This window comes from Propionibacterium freudenreichii subsp. freudenreichii (assembly GCF_000940845.1).
Lineage (GTDB): Bacteria > Actinomycetota > Actinomycetes > Propionibacteriales > Propionibacteriaceae > Propionibacterium > Propionibacterium freudenreichii.
On the sequence record NZ_CP010341.1, the window covers coordinates 1,499,523 to 1,517,901 of the forward strand.

Annotated in this window: 11 protein-coding genes and 3 rRNA genes; 1 reads left to right on the forward strand and 13 read right to left on the reverse strand. The window is 62.5% G+C overall.

Annotation, left to right across the window (positions count from 1 at the left end):
- Positions 1-85: 85 nt before the first annotated feature.
- The 13 genes from RM25_RS06455 to argC form a co-directional block, all read right to left on the reverse strand.
- Entirely contained in the window at positions 86-1,117 is a 1,032-nt protein-coding gene (locus RM25_RS06455; protein ID WP_044636209.1) for an HAD-IIA family hydrolase, read from the reverse strand.
- Complete coding sequence (locus RM25_RS12295; protein ID WP_080774499.1) at positions 1,114-2,226, reverse strand: prolipoprotein diacylglyceryl transferase; 1,113 nt, start codon at positions 2,224-2,226, stop codon at positions 1,114-1,116. Before RM25_RS12295 ends, RM25_RS06455 begins: the two co-directional genes overlap by 4 nt.
- A 74-nt stretch (positions 2,227-2,300) precedes the next feature.
- Positions 2,301-3,041, reverse strand: coding sequence for a hypothetical protein (locus tag RM25_RS12300; protein ID WP_081081451.1), 741 nt, complete (start codon positions 3,039-3,041; stop codon positions 2,301-2,303).
- A 271-nt stretch (positions 3,042-3,312) separates the two neighbouring features.
- Positions 3,313-3,429, reverse strand: a 5S ribosomal RNA gene (rrf, locus tag RM25_RS06465).
- 142 nt (positions 3,430-3,571) lie between these two features.
- Positions 3,572-6,699, reverse strand: a 23S ribosomal RNA gene (locus RM25_RS06470).
- A gap of 339 nt (positions 6,700-7,038) precedes the next feature.
- Positions 7,039-8,557 (reverse strand): 16S ribosomal RNA (locus tag RM25_RS06475).
- Together the 16S, 23S and 5S rRNA genes form the textbook arrangement of a ribosomal RNA operon.
- A 680-nt stretch (positions 8,558-9,237) precedes the next feature.
- Positions 9,238-10,506: a tyrosine--tRNA ligase gene (gene tyrS, locus RM25_RS06480; RefSeq protein WP_044636210.1), complete on the reverse strand. Its 1,269-nt coding sequence runs from the start codon at positions 10,504-10,506 to the stop codon at positions 9,238-9,240.
- A 127-nt stretch (positions 10,507-10,633) separates the two neighbouring features.
- Positions 10,634-12,055: an argininosuccinate lyase gene (argH, locus tag RM25_RS06485; protein ID WP_044636211.1), complete on the reverse strand. Its 1,422-nt coding sequence runs from the start codon at positions 12,053-12,055 to the stop codon at positions 10,634-10,636.
- Between the two features lie 3 nt (positions 12,056-12,058).
- Complete coding sequence (locus tag RM25_RS06490; protein ID WP_044636212.1) at positions 12,059-12,613, reverse strand: arginine repressor; 555 nt, start codon at positions 12,611-12,613, stop codon at positions 12,059-12,061.
- On the reverse strand, positions 12,610-13,833 hold the full coding sequence (locus RM25_RS06495; RefSeq protein ID WP_013161264.1) for an acetylornithine transaminase: 1,224 nt from the start codon (positions 13,831-13,833) through the stop codon (positions 12,610-12,612). The genes RM25_RS06490 and RM25_RS06495 overlap by 4 nt, the downstream gene beginning before the upstream one ends.
- A complete protein-coding gene (argB, locus tag RM25_RS06500; RefSeq protein ID WP_013161265.1) occupies positions 13,826-14,737 on the reverse strand; it encodes an acetylglutamate kinase in 912 nt (303 codons plus the stop codon). Before argB ends, RM25_RS06495 begins: the two co-directional genes overlap by 8 nt.
- Complete coding sequence (gene argJ, locus RM25_RS06505; RefSeq protein WP_013161266.1) at positions 14,734-15,885, reverse strand: bifunctional glutamate N-acetyltransferase/amino-acid acetyltransferase ArgJ; 1,152 nt, start codon at positions 15,883-15,885, stop codon at positions 14,734-14,736. The genes argB and argJ overlap by 4 nt, the downstream gene beginning before the upstream one ends.
- Positions 15,882-16,913: an N-acetyl-gamma-glutamyl-phosphate reductase gene (argC, locus tag RM25_RS06510; protein WP_013161267.1), complete on the reverse strand. Its 1,032-nt coding sequence runs from the start codon at positions 16,911-16,913 to the stop codon at positions 15,882-15,884. The genes argJ and argC overlap by 4 nt, the downstream gene beginning before the upstream one ends.
- 164 nt (positions 16,914-17,077) lie before the next feature.
- Between argC and RM25_RS06515 the strand changes: the two genes are divergently transcribed.
- On the forward strand, positions 17,078-18,292 hold the full coding sequence (locus RM25_RS06515) for a pyridoxal phosphate-dependent aminotransferase (RefSeq protein ID WP_013161268.1): 1,215 nt from the start codon (positions 17,078-17,080) through the stop codon (positions 18,290-18,292).
- Positions 18,293-18,379 lie beyond the last annotated feature (87 nt).

Here is an 18,379-nt window from a genome sequence, read left to right on the forward strand (position 1 = left end):
AGTTTCATGAACACTGTTCAATTGATCTCAGGGGAGGATCAGCCGAACAGCCCCGGCGACGGTGTGGAGTGGAGCGATCCCGAACCTAGTGGAGGGTGTCCAGGCCCTGCAGGGAGGCCCACGACTCGGGGGTCAGGCCACCATCATCGGACAGCTTCCACAGGAGCTGCAGGGCTGCCCAGAGGACGTCCAATTGCTCGTCGCGCCCCGGGGGAATCTCTTCCAGCTCGAGTGCCCCATCGATCAGTCGTACCTTCTGCTCGCCGCACCGTGCGACCAGTCCGTCGACGGTTGCCCGCCGCACGGGGGCCAGGAGTGCTCGCACATCGTAGCCGAGGTGGGTTGGCCGTTCCTGGGGAACCGCCTCCACCAGGTCCCGGACGCCGTGGGCGCCGGTGAAGACGAACAGGGAGTCCATCTGGGTGTTGAAGGCGCCCAGGATGTCGGTGTCAAGGCGGTCTCCCACGAAGATGGGATGCTGCGAGCCCAAACGTCGTTCGGTCTCGCGCAGCAGCGCGGGAAAGGGCTTCCCGGCAACCAGGGGTTCCCGGTCGGGGAAACATGCGCGCACGGCGTTGACCTGCGTGCCGACTCCGGGCTCCAGCCCGAGGTCGGTGGGACGGGTCAGGTCGAGGTTGCAGGCAAACCACTGGGCTCCGGCCGCAATCGCATGGACCCCATCGGTGACGCGGGGCCATGTCATATCCGGGTCATAGCCCTGGATCACCGCAGCCGGCTCGTCCAGGCGGCTGTCCACGAGCGTGAAGCCCACCGAAGAGATCTCATCGGCCAGTGCCTGAGTTCCCAGGCAGAGGACGCGGGCACCCGGTTCGAGGGTTTCCTGCAGCATGCGTGCGGCGGCCTGGGCACTTGTCACCACATCATCGATCGTGGATCGCACGCCGATGCGATTCAGCTGATCTGCAACGACCTGGGGAGGACGCGCGGCATTGTTGGTGACAAAGCCGACGCGCACTGCATGGGCACGCAGCCCGTCGACGGCCTGTGACGCACCGGGCACCGCATTCGGGCCCAGGTAGATGACGCCGTCAAGGTCGAACAGTGCGGCGTCGTACTGATCGCACAGGGCTTGCTGGGGACCAACAACCGCCGTCACGAATGGACCTCTCCCTCGCCATCGGGGCCGGCGGGTGGCTGGTCCTCCGCCACACCTGCGTCCGGCTCCGGGGTGTCGCCAAGAGGCAGAGCGGGTTGTTCGAGGTTCCCCTCCACGCTGGCCGGCTTGTGATCCTCCGAGCTGGCCGGGACGTCGCCCGCTGAAGCCGTCGGCTCATCTGACGCGTCCGCAGTATCGTCCACGCTGGCCGCGGTGTCATTCTCCGAGCTGGCCGGGACGTCGCCCGCAGAGGGCGTCGGTTCATCTGATGCGTTCGCAGTGCCCTCCGCATCCGGCTCCTCGTCAGACGGAACGGTCAGCGTATCGGTGTCCTCGGGGCTGGTCGGGCCCAAGTCGGGCACCCCACTTGCTTCCGAGGCTGCGCTTGCTTCCGAGGCTGCACCGTCGGAGTCCTCATCGCCATCGGGTGACAGACCTTCATCGGAATCATCCTGCGACTCGGTGACTTCCGGTTCGGGGTCGGCCTCCTCTTCCTGGATCAGGAGGTAGTCCTCCTCATCGAAGTCGGGTTCCTTCTCGGGAACGTCCACGCCAAGGTCCCGCAGACGATCGTCGGCGTCAAGATCCGCTTCGACGTCAAGGGCCTGCGATGCTTCGAACCACCTGACGGCATCCGACTCATTGCCCTCCTGCTGAAGCAGGTTGGCATAGGCGTACCGGAGCCGGGCCTGGGACTCCTTGGGTCCGAGTCGATCGCTGATCGCCTTGCGAAGGAGCCGCAGCCCCTCGGGCCGCTGCCCCATGTCGTCGCGCAGACCGGCCTCGACCAGTACCAGCTCGACCTCCTGCACCACGTCCAGGTCGGCGTTGTGTGCCTCGCGAATGGTGCGTAGCGCCTGATCGTGCTTACCCAGCGCACGCTCACTATCAGCGATCACGGGAAGGTAGTTGGGATTGCCGGTCATCCGGGAAACAGCCCGATACTCAGTCAGGGCCGTCGCAAAGTCGCCATTCGCGTAGGCGGCCTCAGCGGCCGCCTCGCGCACGATCGGTAGCCGGGCAGCCCTGCGTCGCGCCGCCATCGCATGCGCCTGCGCCAGGGCGGGATCCTCGTCCAGCAGCTCCCCGGCGGCCATCAGATGTGCCATGACGACAGTCGCCAGGTCCTTGGGAAGTGCCCGCAGCTCGGCCCGAACGGGTCCAGGAATCGATCGGATGTCAATCAGTGACGTGTCGACGCCGGGCTCGTCGGCAGGCTTCTCCAGCCCGGGTGCAACATAACGCTCTTCCCGATCATCGCGACCGCGTCCGGGGCGGCCGTCCGAACGACCACGGGCCGTGAAACTACCGCCACCCCTGCGCTCACCAGGGCGTCCACCCTGCCCGCCACGACGCTCGCTGCCTCCGAAGGAGCGGCCTCGGCCCGATCCCCTCGAGTCGCGGTCACGACGATCCGAACCACGCGTATCGCCACGCCACGACCCCTGGCCGGCGCGCTCACCCTGGCCCTCCCGATCGCGATCCTCGCGCCGGTAGTTGCCGGGACCACTATCGTGACGCGACCCGAACGAACCACGTCCACGTGCGTCACCGCGATCATCGCGGTCGCGGAAGCCAGCACGGCGACCATCCGAGCGCGACGACGAACCCCGTCCGCCATCGCGTGCAGAACCGTCGCGCTCGCCCCGGTTCCGGTCACCCCAGGTCGAACCGCCGCGGCGGTCATGGTCGCGCCGTCCTGAGCTACGGCGATCGTCCGACCATCGGCGCGGGCGATCCGCGTCACGAGGAGCATCCCCGCGCTCGGAACGGCCCCGATAGTCATCTCGCCCACGACCGGACGATCCAGCGCCGCGGGGGGCACGGTCATCCCGGCCGCGCTCATCACGCCGCCAGCCGGAACGGCCATCTTCACGTGGACGCTGATCATCGTCGCGGCGATTGCCACGACGTTCGCGATCATTGAAGTTACGCGATTCCCTGCCCCGGTCGTCATTGTCCGAAGAACGACGTCCGCCGCGATCGCGCGGACGTCCGGAATCATTGGAACGTGAGCCCCCCAAGGGGCGATAAGGACGGCGTCGGCCTCGACCCTGGCCAGAGCCCGGATCCTCCCGATCGTGCGAGCGCGACTCGTTATCTGAGTTGGCCATTCGGTCCGTCCTATATGAAAAAGTGAAACTTGTCCTGAATGTAGTAACTCCCTCCCACCATCGGGTGGGAGGGAGTTGAAAGTCCGGCGGCTTCCTAGTCTCCCACAGGCTCCCGCCTGCAGTACCATCGGCGTAGAAAGGCTTAACTTCCGGGTTCGGAATGGGACCGGGTGTTTCCCTCTCGCTATGGCCACCGAAACAACTATCGGCTTACTACGTGTACAACCCCCCACACCAACCCCAACAGGGCGGCATGAACAGGAGGTTCCCGACCGTATACCGGGAACGACACAGTGGACGCGAACAAAACTCTTCACAACAATCTACAAGAATTAAAGTGTGGGACAAGCCCTCGGCCACTTAGTATCGGTCAGCTCCACATGTCACCATGCTTCCACATCCGACCTATCACCCGGTGGTCTACCGGGGGCCTTACCACATTAACTGTGCAGGAACCCTCATCTTGAAGCGTGCTTCCCACTTAGATGCTTTCAGCGGTTATCACTCCCCAACGTAGCCAACCAGCCATGCTCCTGGTGGAACAACTGGCACACCAGAGGTTGGTCCGTCCCGGTCCTTGCGTACTAAGGACAGCCCTTCTCAAGATTCCTACGCGCGCAGCGGATAGGGACCGAACTGTCTCACGACGTTCTTAACCCAGCTCGCGTGCCGCTTTAATGGGCGAACAGCCCAACCCTTGGGACCGACTCCAGCCCCAGGATGCGACGAGCCGACATCGAGGTGCCAAACCATTCCGTCGCTGTGAGCGCTCGGGAAAGATCAGCCTGTTATCCCCGGGGTACCTTTTATCCGTTGAGTTCTGGCGATTCCACAATCCACCAGAAGATCACTAGTCCCGACTTTCGTCCCTGCTCGACATGTCTGTCTCACAGTCAAGCTCCCTTGTGCACTTACACTCAACACCTGATTACCAACCAGGCTGAGGGAACCTTTGGGCGCCTCCGTTACCTTTTGGGAGGCGACCGCCCCAGTCAAACTACCCATCAGGCACTGTCCCTGATCCGGATCACGGACCTAGGTTAGATAACCAGAACGACCAGAGTGGTATTTCAACAATGACTCCACAATCACTAGCGTGACCGCTTCAAAGTCTCCCACCTATCCTACACAAGTCGTACCGATCACCAATACCAAACTATAGTAAAGGTCCCGGGGTCTTTCCGTCCTGCTGCGCGTAACGAGCATCTTTACTCGTAATGCAATTTCGCCGAGTTCATGGTGGAGACAGCGCCCAAGTCGTTACTCCATTCGTGCAGGTCGGAACTTACCCGACAAGGAATTTCGCTACCTTAGGATGGTTATAGTTACCACCGCCGTTTACTGGGGCTTAAGTTCAGTGCCTCGCACAAAAGTGCTAACACGTCCCCTTAACCTTCCAGCACCGGGCAGGAGTCAGTCCGTATACATCGTCTTTCGACTTAGCACGGACCTGTGCTTTTAGTAAGCAGTCGCTTGGGCCTATTCTCTGCGACTATCGACGCACCGACAAGTAAACTGCCGTCACGCCTCCAGTCTCCCTTATTCCGAAGTTACGGGAGGATTTTGCCGAGTTCCTTCACCATGATTATCTCGATCGCCTTGGTATTCTCTACCTATCCACCAGTGTCGGTTTGGGGTACGGGCAGCTCGAGAACTCGCTCACGAAGATTTTCTAGGCAGCATAGGATCATCCGGATACGTACCACAAAAGTGGCACCACTCATCACCTCTCAGGCACACGTCCGACCGGATTTACCTGGCCAGACACCCTACAGGCTTAACACCGCAAACCAATACGGTGCCAGACTACCTTCCTGCGTCCCTCCGCAGCTTGCCTACTACAAGATCGGGTTACAGACTCAACGATCAGGGAACCGAAGCCCCCACGACCGCCTTGCATGCTTAGCATCACTCACCTCGGCAGGATCGTTCTCGCGCCGGTACGGGAATATCAACCCGTTGTCCATCGACTACGCCTGTCGGCCTCGCCTTAGGACCCGACTCACCCAGGGCAGATTAGCTTGACCCTGGAACCCTTGGATATTCGGCGGACGGGTTTCTCACCCGTCATACGCTACTCATGCCTGCATTCTCACTTGCGTGCACTCCACGACCGGGTCACCCCGCCGCTTCAACGCACACACAACGCTCCCCTACCCATCCACGCACCTGGACACCCCAAAGGATGCCGGATACACGCGTAGATGCCACAGCTTCGGCGGATGACTTGAGCCCCGCTAAATTGTCGGTGCAGAATCACTTGACCAGTGAGCTATTACGCACTCTTTCAAGGATGGCTGCTTCCAAGCCAACCTCCTGGTTGTCTCCGCAACTCCACGTCCTTTTCCACTTAGTCACCACTTAGGGGCCTTAGCTGATGATCTGGGCTGTTTCCCTCTCGACGACGAAGCTTATCCCCCGCCGTCTCACTGCCATGCTCTCACTTGTCGGCATTCGGAGTTTGGCTGATTTCGGTAAGCTGGTAAGCCCCCTAGACCATCCAGTGCTCTACCTCCGACAAGAAACACATGACGCTGCACCTAAATGCATTTCGGGGAGAACCAGCTATCACGGTGTTTGATTGGCCTTTCACCCCTATCCACAGCTCATCCCCCAGGTTTGCAACCCTGGTGGGTTCGGGCCTCCACGACGTCTTACCGTCGCTTCACCCTGGCCATGGATAGATCACACCGCTTCGGGTCTAGAGCATGCGACTCAAACGCCCTATTCGGACTCGCTTTCGCTACGGCTTCCCCACACGGGTTAACCTCGCCACACACCACTAACTCGCAGGCTCATTCTTCAAAAGGCACGCCGTCACCCACCACAAGGGCAGGCTCCGACGGATTGTATGCGATCGGTTTCAGGTACTATTTCACTCCCCTCCCGGGGTACTTTTCACCTTTCCCTCACGGTACTTGTCCGCTATCGGTCACCAAGGAGTATTTAGGCTTAACGGGTGGTCCCGCCAGATTCGTACGGAATTTCAGGGGTTCCGTACTACTTGGGAAAACATTAAGAGAGAGATCAACTTACGCATACAGGGGTATCACCATCTATGCCGCGCCTTCCCAGACGCTTCTGCTTCATCAATCCTTTATCACTCTCCGACCTCACGGCAGTTCAGTCAAAACGCTTCCCACAACCCCGCACATGCAACACCTGCCGGCTATCACACACATACGGTTTGGCCTCTTCCGCTTTCGCTCGCCACTACTCACGGAATCACGGTTGTTTTCTCTTCCTGTGGGTACTAAGATGTTTCACTTCCCCACGTTCCCTCCAACCGCCCTATACATTCAGGCGGCGGTCGCCAGTAGCTAAACTGGTCACCTTCGAGGTTTCCCCATTCGGACATCCCCGGATCAAAGCTCGTTTACCAGCTCCCCAGGGCTTATCGCAGGTTACAACGTCCTTCATCGGCTCTTGGTGCCTAGGCATCCACCGATCGCACTTAGTAGCTTGTCACACAAAACTCATAAAAAACTACAAAGATGCTCGCGTCCACTGTGAAGTTCTCAACATACGGGCGGACCCAACCAGCCACCCCCCAAACACGGGGAACAACCACCTGGCCACACCGAAAAACCAGCCACAAACATGGCCGATCCCTCAGGACCCAACAACGTGCCTCCCACGACCACCAACCAACCCCCACCCGCGTTCCACACCAACACCCCAACAGGGCACCAGCAGTACTAACAAACAGAAACCAGCCGACAATCTACGGTCAATGCTCCACAACCTCCACCACCAACGCCGCAGGACACAGCCCACGAAACGCACGATGGCGAAAAGGCTCCTTAGAAAGGAGGTGATCCAGCCGCACCTTCCGGTACGGCTACCTTGTTACGACTTAGTCCTAATCACCAGTCCCACCTTCGACGGCTCCCCCCAAAAGGTTGGGCCACCGGCTTCGGGTGTTACCGACTTTCATGACTTGACGGGCGGTGTGTACAAGCCCCGGGAACGTATTCACCGCAGCGTTGCTGATCTGCGATTACTAGCGACTCCGACTTCATGGGGTCGAGTTGCAGACCCCAATCCGAACTGAGACCGGCTTTCTGAGATTCGCTCACCCTCACAGGCTCGCAACTCTTTGTACCGGCCATTGTAGCATGCGTGAAGCCCTGGACATAAGGGGCATGATGACTTGACCTCATCCCCACCTTCCTCCGAGTTGGCCCCGGCGGTCTCCAATGAGTCCCCAGCCGAACTGCTGGCAACATTGGACGAGGGTTGCGCTCGTTGCGGGACTTAACCCAACATCTCACGACACGAGCTGACGACAGCCATGCACCACCTGTGTACCAGCCAAAAAGGCACGCCCATCTCTGAACGCTTCCAGTACATGTCAAACCCAGGTAAGGTTCTTCGCGTTGCATCGAATTAATCCGCATGCTCCGCCGCTTGTGCGGGGCCCCGTCAATTCCTTTGAGTTTTAGCCTTGCGGCCGTACTCCCCAGGCGGGGTACTTAATGCGTTAGCTACGGCACGGACCCCGTGGAAGGGACCCACACCTAGTACCCACCGTTTACGGCGTGGACTACCAGGGTATCTAAGCCTGTTTGCTCCCCACGCTTTCGCTTCTCAGCGTCAGGAAATGTCCAGAGAACCGCCTTCGCCACTGGTGTTCTTCCCGATATCTGCGCATTCCACCGCTCCACCGAGAGTTCCATTCTCCCCTACATTCCTCAAGTCAACCCGTATCGAAAGCAAGCCCAGAGTTAAGCCCTGGAATTTCACTTCCGACGTGATCAACCGCCTACAAGCTCTTTACGCCCAATAATTCCGGACAACGCTCGCACCCTACGTATCACCGCGGCTGCTGGCACGTAGTTAGCCGGTGCTTCTTCTCCCACTACCGTCACTTGCGCTTCGTCATGGATGAAAGCGGTTTACAACCCGAAGGCCGTCATCCCGCACGCGGCGTTGCTGCATCAGGCTTGCGCCCATTGTGCAATATTCCCCACTGCTGCCTCCCGTAGGAGTCTGGGCCGTATCTCAGTCCCAATGTGGCCGGTCACCCTCTCAGGCCGGCTACCCGTCGCTGCCTTGGTAGGCCATTACCCCACCAACAAGCTGATAGGCCGCGAGACGATCCCTGACCGCATAAAGCTTTCCAACCCGACCCATGCAGGCCAGGCTCATATTCGGGATTACCACCAGTTTCCTGGAGCTATACCGAAGTCAAGGGCACGTTCCTCACGTGTTACTCACCCGTTCGCCACTCGTGTACCCCCCGAAAGGGGCCTTACCGTCCGACTTGCATGTGTTAAGCACGCCGCCAGCGTTCGTCCTGAGCCAGGATCAAACTCTCCGTTGAAAAAATATCGGCACAACCACAACCCCACCCCAAAAGGACAGGACCACAGCAGAAACCGTCAACAAAAAGTAGAACCTGACCAAGCCCAAAAACTGGACTCAATCAAATAATACAAACTACAAAGGAATCCAAAACCATCAACAATCCCACCAAAGCAGGACCATCAACGATCACGGAAACAAAATAAAATCATTGACTATAAAAAGACACGCTGTTGAGTTCTCAAGAAACGGACACACACGAACCAACACCCAAAAACTTCCTTCAGGCACCAACTCGAGGTGACTCGACCTCTTCGGATTTTTCACATCATGCCCTTGTTTCCAAGAGCTGTCATTGACATTCAGAACTCTAGCGTGAGTTCCTGATGCTTCTTGACTTGTTGCGATCCGCCCGAAGCGGCTCTATCAATTTTAGACCTTCTTGGCGTCTCCGTCAAGTCCAGTCCTCATCCTTGTTTCTGTTCCTTCCGAGTGCCTCAGTGAGGCCCTCAACCAGAACAGCTCTTCCGGATGGCTTCCACCCCCGCTGGCTCCGCAGATCGTGTCCTTCGGACTCTTTCGCGGTGCTTCCCGGTGGAGGAGGCAGAAAGGAACTCTACACGGAAGCTACCGAGCATGCAAATGGGCGGTCCCCCCGGCGTCAGATCCGGGTGGACCGCCCATGGGCATTGGGGCGTGTCACCGCGTCAGGATCACGCCTCCGACCGTCTTCTTGCCCCGTCGCAGCACCGCATAACGACCCGCGAGCAACTGGTCCGCGCTCAACCTTGCATCAGGGTCGGTCACCTTCGCGTTGTTGACGTAGGCGCCGCCTTCCTGGATCGTCCTGCGCGCAGCCGACTTTGAGGCGACCACACCGCTGGCCGCCAGTGCATCCACGACCGTCGGCAGCTCGCCGTCCCGGGTGGAGACCTCGGTTGCCTTGACCTCCCCCATGACGGCGGAGATCGTCGCGTCATCCAGTGCCGCCAGCTCTCCCCTGCCGAACAAGGCCCGCGCCGCCTCATCTGCTGCCTTGCGGGCCTCGACCCCGTGCACGAGGTCCGTCACGTCGTCGGCCAGCGCCCGCTGGGCAAGCCGCTTGTACGGAGCCTGTTCGGTCTGTTCCGCCAACTCGGCCAGTTCATCGTGACTGCGGAAGCTGAAGATCTTGAGGTAGTCCATGACCTTGGCGTCCTCGGCGTTCAACCAGAACTGGTGGAAGGCATAGGGCGATGTGAGCTCGGGATCCAGCCACACGGTGCCACCCTCCGTCTTGCCGAACTTCGTGCCATCTGCCTTGGTCAGCAAGGGGGTCACGAGCCCGTGGACGATGTCGCCGGTCGTGCGCCGGATGTAGTCGGCCCCTGCGGTGATGTTGCCCCATTGGTCCTGGGCACCGGTTTGCAGTGTGCATCCGTAGAGGCGATGGAGTTCTGCGTAGTCGAACGACTGCAACAGCACATAGCTGAACTCGGTGTAACTGATGCCGTCCTCAAGGCGTCGTGCCACGACGTCGCGGGCCAGCATGCGGTTCACACTGAAGTGCTTGCCGATGTCCCTGAGGAAGTCCAGGGCCGACAGCGGACCGGTCCAGTCCAGGTTGTTGACGATCCTTGAACCGTTCTCACCCTCGAAGCTCACGTACTTCTTGGTCTGTTCGGCCAGGCTCGCCACCCAGGCGGAAACGGTCTCCTTGGTATTCATGACCCGTTCGCCGGTCATCTTCGGGTCCCCGATCAGGCCCGTGCTGCCCCCGATGAGCAGTAGGGGGCGATGTCCGGCCTGTTGGAGGCGTCGGGCAAGGATGAGCTGCATCAGGTGGCCGATGTGGAGGCTGCGGGCAGTAGGGTCAAAGCCCACATAACTCGTGACCATGCCGGCGTCCAGATGGGCGGCCAGGGCATCCCGGTCGGTCGAGTTGGCGACGAATCCTCGCCAGGTCAGGTCATCGAGTAGCGCATTCACCCGGCCACTCTATCGACCTTCACCGTGGAGCGCCCGGGTGCACTTCACGCCCCGAACAACGACCCCGGGGAGCCGACGAAAGTCCCTGCAGACGGGGAATTGCCCTGCAGGGACCGGGACATCTCCCTCAGTAGTCCGACCCGGCCCATTTCTCGAAATGGGCGCTCTGCTGCTTGACGGCGGCGAGCTGTTCGGCGACGCGTACCGGCGCCGTGCCACCGCGGGCATCGCGGGAGGCAACGGAACCCTGGATATTGAGCACCTTGCGCACGTCGGCAGTGAGGGCCGGATCGATGGCGGCCAGCTGCTGGTCACTCAACTCGGGCAGGCCGATTCCATGGGCTTCGCAGAACTTAACCGCCCGACCGGTGACGTCATGGGCCTTCGCAAAGGGCTCCCCCTGTCGCACGAGCCAATCGGCCATATCGGTCGCCAACGAGAACCCGCGGGGGGCATCAGCCGCCAAGCGTTCTTCGTCGAACGCCAGCGTGCCGACCATCCCGGCCAGCGCGGGCAGCAGGACGTGGAGCTGGTCGATGCCGTCGAACAACGGCTCCTTGTCCTCCTGCAGGTCGCGATCGTAGGCCGTCGGCAATCCCTTGAAGGTGGCCAGCAGGCCGCACAGGTTGCCGATCAGCCGTCCCGCCTTGCCACGTGCCAACTCGGCGACGTCGGGATTCTTCTTCTGCGGCATGATGCTGGACCCGGTGCTCCAGGCGTCGTCAAGCTTCGCGAAGCCGAACTCCGGTGTGGTCCAGGCGATGACATCCTCCGCAAGGCGGGAGCAGTCCACGCCGATCTGGGCCAGCACATAGGCCGCCTCGGAGACGAGATCACGTGCCGATGTGCCGTCGATCGAGTTGAGGACCGAACCAGTGAACCCGAGCTCGTGGGCCACCAGCTCGGGATCAAGCCCCAATGAGCTACCGGCCAGGGCGGCCGACCCGTAGGGGCTCACGGCCAGTCGCTTGTCAAGGTCGGTGAACCGATCCAGGTCACGTAGCAGCGGCCAGGCATGGGCCAACAACTGGTGGGCCAACAGGACCGGCTGCGCCGTCTGCATGTGGGTCCGCCCGGGCATGATCGCGCGGGGATGGGCGTCGGACTGGGCACACAGGGCAGTGATCACCTCGACCACGTCCTGGCCCAGTGCGCGGATCTCCCGGCGAAGGTACATGCGGATGAGCGTGGCGATCTGGTCATTGCGGCTGCGGCCGGCCCGCAAGCGGCCACCCAACACGGGGCCGACGCGCTCGGTCAGGATGCGCTCCAGCGCGCCGTGGACATCCTCATCGGTCGGTGCAGGTCGCAGCTCGCCGCTGTGGACCTCCTCGAGCATGCCGCGCAGCGCGGCCTCCATCTGCTCATAGTCGGCGTCCCCCAGCAGGCCAGCACGGTGCAACGCGGAGGCGTGGGCAATGGAGCCGGCGATGTCCTCGGGGGCCAGCCGCCAGTCGAACTGCGTCGACACGCTCAGCTGGAACATGGCCTCCGCAGGCCCACCCTGGAAACGTCCGCCCCACAGGAAACCCTCTTGATGATCGCTCATTGCTCAGTCTCTCCGTTCAGCTTCATTGCCATCGCCGTCGGCGGGGCGTCCGGTCCGCGCCATCGAGACGAAGTACTCGGCCATCTGTGCCCCGCCGTCGCCGCTGCGGGAAATGACCATCACCGTATCGTCCCCGGCGATGGTCCCGGCCACGGAATCAAGGGCCACCCGATCGATTGCCGAGGCAAAGTACTGTGCCGCTCCGGGCGGGGTCTTCAGGACCGCCAGGTTCGCCGACGCATCGGCGCTGACCAGCACCTCGGCGCAGATGCGCGCGAGGCGCTGCTCGTGCATCGCGTGGTCGGAGGCGATCTCGCTGCCGGGAGGGGCGTAGACCAGCAGGCCGGACCCCGAACGGACCCGGACCGCCCCGATATCGAGCAGGTCCTTGCTCAGGGTTCCCTGGCTCACGGAGATGTCGTCGTCGGCGAGCATGTCGGCCAGTTCCGCCTGTGAACCGATCTCATGGGAACGGATCAGCTCCAGGATGCGGCCCTGCCGCGCCACGCGATTGGACCGGCTGCGCTCTGAGCTCGTGCTGCGCTGCGACACGGTCATCGGTTCTCCGCGGCGTCCAGCAAACTGGGCAACACGTCGACGAATTCATCGATCTGCTCGGCCGTCACGATCAATGGGGGCGCGATGCGCAATACCGAGGGCCTCGGCGAATTGATGATCCAGCCGGCCTCCAGGGCGGCCGCAGCAGCCTCGGCCCCGAGCGGCTTCGTCAGGACAATGCCGCGCAACAGGCCCCGTCCCCGCACCGTGGCAATGCGCGGATCATCCAGCGACATCACCTTGTCGGCGAGCCGCAGGCCCATCTGCTTCACGTGGTCGAGCAGGTCGTGCGACTTGATGTAGCTGATCACGGCAAGGCCGGCCGCGCACGCCACCGGGTTGCCACCGAACGTCGTGCCGTGTTCACCGGGGCCGAACAGATCGGCCGCGGGGCCGAGGGCGATGCATGCCCCCATGGGAAATCCATTGCCCAGGCCCTTGGCCACTGAGATGAGATCGGGCACCACATCGAGTCGCTGGTGGGCGAACCATTCGCCGCACCGACCCATGCCCGTCTGCACTTCATCGATCCACATCAGGGCGCCGTGCTCGGCAGTGATCCTTCGGACTGCCGGCAGGAAGTCGTCGGGCGGTTCGATGACGCCGTTCTCGCCCTGGATCGGCTCGGTCACGACGGCCGCAACGGTGTCGTCGACGACCTTCTCCAACGCTGCCACATCGCCATAGGGCGTCCAGATGATCTCGCCGGGAAGGGGCTCGAAGGGCTTGCGGTAGTGCTCGTTGTAGGTGATGGCCAACGAACCCATCGAGCGACCGTGGAATGAGCCGATCATCGCGACGATCTTCTTGCGTCCGGTCATGCGGGTGGCCTTGAAGGCCGCCTCATTGGCCTCAGTGCCCGAGTTGGCGAAGAAGACCCTGGCGGGGGTGCCCGGGGCGGACTCACGAGAGGCGAGTGCCACGAGTTCCTCACCGAGCCGAATCTGGGTGGGCGAGGCAAAGATGTTCGAGATGTGCCCGAGGGTGTTCATCTGCTCCGCCACGGCGCGATTGACCTCCGGGTTGGCGTGGCCCAGCGCATTCACGGCGATTCCGGCCAGGAAATCCGTATATCGCTTGCCGTCGGCGTCCCACACCACCGCGCCTTCACCGCGCACCAGCACTCGCTTCGGGTGTCCGAAGGTGTTCATGATGGTGCGGTCGTACCGAGCGCCCCATTCCTGCTGGTTCAGTCCGGACGCTGCGTCCCCGTTACTCACCGTTGTTTCCCTCCTCGGCGCGAACCATCGTGCCGATTCCCTCATTCGTAAAGATCTCCAGGAGCAGGGAGTGCTGCACGCGCCCGTCGATGACCGTTGCGCGACTGACTCCGCCGCGCACCGCCCGCAGGCAGGCCTCCATCTTCGGTTTCATGCCCGACTCCAGTTGCGGCAACAGGCGCTCCAGCTCCCCCGGGCTGATCTGGGTGATCACGTCTTCGGAGTTGGGCCAGTCTGCGTACAGGCCGGCCACATCCGTCAGCATCACGAGGCGCTCCGCCCCCAGTGCCACGGCAAGTGCCGCGGCGGCAGTGTCCGCGTTCACGTTGAAGACCTGCTCATGGTCCCCCGGCGCCACCGTGGCGACCACGGGGATCCTTCCGGCGTCGATCAGATCGCGCACCGACTCCGGGCGGACCTCGGTGACCTCCCCGACCTGCCCGAGCTGCTCGGGCTTGCCATTGATCATCACCGTCTTCGGGCGCGCAGTGAACAGCCGGGCGTCCTCCCCCGACAGCCCCACCGCGAAGGGTCCGTGCTCATTGATCAGATTGACCAGCTCGCGGCCCACCTGCCCGACGAGCACCATCCGCACCACGTCCATTGCCTCCGGTGAGGTGACGCGCAGCCCACTGCGGAACTCGGTCTTGATATCGAGGCGCTTGAGCATCCGACTGATCTGGGGTCCACCTCCGTGGACGACCACGGGCCGCACCCCACAGCGACGCAGGAACACGATGTCCTGGGCAAAGGCATGCTTCAACTCGTCATCGATCATGGCGTTGCCGCCGTACTTGATGACGATGATCTTCCCCGCATACTGCTCCAGCCACGGCAGGGCCTCGATCAGGGTGCCGGCCTTCGCAATCGCGGCGTCATGGTCCAGGCTGCGCGTGCGGCTCACGATGAGTACTCCGCGTTTTCCCTGACATAGTCGTAGGTCAGGTCGTTCGTCCACACGATGGCCTGCTCCGAACCCGCATGGAGGTCCACGACCACCGTGCATTCCCTCGGGCTCAGGTCGACCAACGCACGATCGTCACCGATTTCGCCACCCCGGCACAACATCACGCCATTGAAACTGACATCGACCCGGCTCGGCTCGAAGCCGGCATCCGTGGTGCCCATCGATGACAGGACGCGGCCCCAGTTGGGATCATTGCCGAAGATGGCGCACTTGAACAGGTTGCTCGCCGCGATCGAGCGACCCACCACCAGGGCATCGCGTTCGCTGGCCGCATTGACCACGTGGATCGTGATGTCGTGCGAACTGCCCTCCGCGTCACCCAGCAACTGGTGTCCCAGGTTGAGGCAGATCTCGGCCAGGGCAGCCGTGAACTCATCGGTGTCGGGCGTGATACCGGAGGCGCCGGACGCCAGCAGGAGCACCGAGTCGTTCGTGGACATGCAGCCGTCGGAGTCGAGCCTGTTGAAGCTGACCTCGGTGGATGCGGTCAGGGCGGCCCGGGCCTGATCGGCGGTGAGGGACAGGTCCGTGGTGATGACCACGAGCATCGTGGCCAATTGCGGTGCGAGCATGCCCGCGCCCTTGGCCATGCCACCAATGCTCCAGCCATCGCCCTGGAACACGGCTGTCTTGGCATGGGTGTCGGTGGTGATGATGGCGTTGGCCGCATCCATACCGCCCTCGCCGGACAACCCCACGACTGCCTCGTCGACGCCGGTGAGGATCTTGTCCATCGGCAGGCGCTCACCAATCAAGCCGGTGGAACAGACCGCGACGTCATGGTCATCGACACCGAGCTGCTCTGCCAGGTGGTGGGCGGTCTCGGCGGAGTCGCCAAGTCCGGCCTCGCCGGTGCACGCGTTGGCGCCACCCGAATTGAGCACCACCGCATGCAGTCGGTGGTCCGCGACGGCCCGGCGCGACCAGATCACGGGCGCTGCGCAGAACCGGTTCGAGGTGAACACCGCGGCTGCCGTCTGGTCGGGTCCGTCGTTGACGACCACGGCGAGGTCGGGCTTTCCGGTGCTCTTGAGCCCTGCGGCCACACCAGCGGCCCGGAATCCCCTGGGGGTGGTGACGCTCACGGTGCTACTCCAATCGTGGTGAGCCCGGTGGTCTCGTCGAGCCCCAGGGCCAGGTTCATCGCCTGGACGGCACTGCCGGCGGTGCCCTTCACCAGGTTGTCCAATGTCGACACGATGACCATGCGTCCGGCATCCGGATCGACGGTGGCATTGACGCAGACGCTGTTGGAACCCAGCACGTTCTGGCTTGCGGGCCAGACCCCGGCGGGCAGGACCTGGGCGAATGGCTCCGCGTCGTAGGCGTCGTGGTAGGCCGCTGTGATCTGCTCGGCGCTGACTGATGTGTCGACCGGGGCGGTGATCACCGCGAGGATCCCCCGGGACATCGGAGCCAGCAGCGGCGTGAAGCTGATGGTCGGATCTGTGGCGCCCAGCACCTCAAGGTTCTGCAGGATCTCGGGCGTGTGCCGATGTATCCCACCCACGCCATAGGCGCTCACTGAACCCTGCGTCTCACTACCCAGCAGGCGCGGGGTCAGTGCCTTGCCGGCGCCACTCGTCCCCGACGCAGCGGCGATGGTGATGTCGTGTCCGTCGGTCAGGCCGTGGGTCATGGCCGGAAGCAGCCCGAGGATGACCGTCGCCACGAAGCAGCCCGGCACCGCGATCCGCTTCGTGTTGGCCAGCAGTTCACGTTGCCCGGGAAGCTCGGCCAGGCCATAGGGCCATGCGCCGGCATACGGCGAGGGGTAGAAGCGCTGCCACCGGGCCTCGTCGGTGAGCCGGTGGTCTGCTCCGCAATCAACGACCAGCACGTCATCGGGCAGTTGCTTGGCAAGCTCGGTGGACGCTCCGTGCGGCAGGGCCAGGAAGACCACATCGTGACCGGCCAGGTTTTCCGGGGTGGTCTCGAGAACGGGTCGGTCGTACAGGGGCACCAGGTTGGGATGGTGCTGACCCAGGAGGGTCCCGGCATTGGACCCGGCGGTCAGGGCACCGATCTCGATCTCGGGATGGCCCGCCAGGAGGCGGAGCACCTCTCCCCCGGCATAGCCGGTGCAACCGGCGACTGCTGCTGTGTACGACATAGGCATAAGTATGCCACGGAGCGCATACATATGCGAACGGCTGACCCGGGCTCCCCGGGGCACATCGTGTCGGGCAGGCTGACCGGCACGCCGAGCGCGAACGCGATGGCCTGCGGATTCCCGGCCTCATTAGTGTTTGATGGCGACTCGAAGGGAAGTAGTTCATGACAGGGTTCCATCAGGCGACTCGCCTACAGGGCGTGCGCTATGACGTACGCGGCAAGAACATGGTTGAAGCCCAGGCGATGGAGGCTCGTGGCGAGCACATCCTGAAGCTCAACATCGGCAACCTCGCCCCCTTCGGATTCGCAACCCCCGATTCCGTGGTCCGCAGCGTGGCCACGCACCTGCCCGAATCCGAGGGCTATTCGGACGCACGCGGTGTGCCGTCCGCACGGGCAGCCGTCGCCGAGTACTACCAATCGAAGCACCTTGACGTGGATCCCCAGCAGGTGCTCATCGGCAATGGGGTCAGCGAATTGATCTCACTGACCCTGTCGGCCATCCTCAACCACGGCGACGAGGTTCTCGTCCCGGCGCCCGACTATCCCTTGTGGACCGCCCAGATCACCCTGTGCGATGGCAAGGCGGTGCACTACTTGTGCGACGAGACACGCGGCTGGAATCCCGATCCGGACGACATCGCCGCGCACATCACGGCACGCACCAAGGCAATCGTGCTCATCAACCCGAACAACCCGACCGGGGCGGTCTACTCCGCGGACACGGTGCGGGCCATCGTCCAGCTGGCGCGCGAGCACGATCTCATCGTGTTGTCCGACGAGATCTACGAGAAGATCATCTATCACGGCACGCACACCTATACGGCCCATGAGACCGGCGATGATGTGCTGTGCCTGACCTATTCGGGGCTGTCAAAGGCATACCGGGCGTGCGGCTTCCGGGCGGGGTGGGTGGTCTTCACCGGGTCACTGCAGCGGGCCCACAACCTGCTTGAGGGCGTGGACCTGCTGGCGAATATGCGCATGTGTGCGAATGTGCCCGCCCAGTACGCGATCGAGGCGTGCCTTTCGGGTTACCAGTCGATCGACGAGCTGACCGCTCCCGGCGGACGCTTTGAAGAACAGCTGCGCCTTTCCCATGACCTGTTGGACCAGATTCCCGGCGTGAACTGCGTGCCGGCCGCCGGGGCCCTCTACTTGTTCCCGCAGCTCGACCCCGAGCGCTACCCGATCACCGACGACGAGGACTGGGCGCTCGGTCTCCTGCGCGAGAAGAAGATCCTGATCAGCCATGGTCGGGGCTTCAACTGGCCGAATCCGGACCATTTCAGGCTGGTGGCACTACCCGAGGACGCCGTATTGCGTGAGGCGCTGGGACGGCTGGCGGAGTACTGCGAGGAGACCCGCCGCGACTAATGGGCCGGGAGGCTGCTTGACGTAGGAAGAAGGGGGGTCCGGGCTAAAGCCCGGACCCCCCTTCTTCAGGTTGTCGTCTCTTCGTTT

Bases quoted from the DNA above. Each gene is read 5' to 3' on its own strand.
- RM25_RS12295 (WP_080774499.1), bottom strand. From the start codon at position 2,226: ATGGCACATCTGATGGCCGCCGGGGAGCTGCTGGACGAGGATCCCGCC.
- RM25_RS12300 (WP_081081451.1), bottom strand. From the start codon at position 3,041: ATGATCGCGAACGTCGTGGCAATCGCCGCGACGATGATCAGCGTCCAC.
- argH (WP_044636211.1), bottom strand. From the start codon at position 12,055: ATGAGCGATCATCAAGAGGGTTTCCTGTGGGGCGGACGTTTCCAGGGT.
- RM25_RS06490 (WP_044636212.1), bottom strand. From the start codon at position 12,613: ATGACCGTGTCGCAGCGCAGCACGAGCTCAGAGCGCAGCCGGTCCAAT.
- argC (WP_013161267.1), bottom strand. From the start codon at position 16,913: ATGTCGTACACAGCAGCAGTCGCCGGTTGCACCGGCTATGCCGGGGGA.
- RM25_RS06515 (WP_013161268.1), top strand. From the start codon at position 17,078: ATGACAGGGTTCCATCAGGCGACTCGCCTACAGGGCGTGCGCTATGAC.